This window comes from Pseudoalteromonas sp. c7(2019), from assembly GCF_011378625.1.
Classification (GTDB): domain Bacteria; phylum Pseudomonadota; class Gammaproteobacteria; order Enterobacterales; family Alteromonadaceae; genus Pseudoalteromonas; species Pseudoalteromonas arctica.
In genome coordinates this window covers 1-359 of the sequence record NZ_WTKS01000116.1, presented here as the reverse complement: position 1 = coordinate 359, position 359 = coordinate 1, and the positions used below count along the sequence as shown (strand labels likewise).

Genomic DNA, 359 nt, shown 5'->3' with positions numbered 1-359 from the left:
ATGGTGTTATTAATATCATTACTAAAGAAGCCACTGGAAAAGAAGGTGGCGCTCTTTCACTCACTATGGGAACCGAGTCTCAAGGAGTAGGTGCCAGTCAAGGGGCTGAAATTAATGAAAATACTAAATTCCGAGCATATGTGAATGGCAGAAAGTTGGAAGAATCAAAAGATCTTTCTGGCCATGATCAAGGTAATGAAGGGCAATATCTACAAACGGGATTACGGTTTGATTTAGAACTAAATGATGATCAATGGTTAACCTTACAAGGCGATATCTATAAACACGATCTGCGACAACAATTCTCTTTATCCAATTTTGAAGACCCTTATATAGCAGAAATTCAGAGTGGAGACGTC

1 protein-coding gene is annotated in these 359 nt (G+C 38.7%); it reads left to right on the top strand.

Annotated elements, in window-relative coordinates:
• Positions 1 to 359: hypothetical protein (locus GQR38_RS20235; protein WP_206006368.1), on the top strand; the 359-nt coding region annotated here is incomplete at both ends.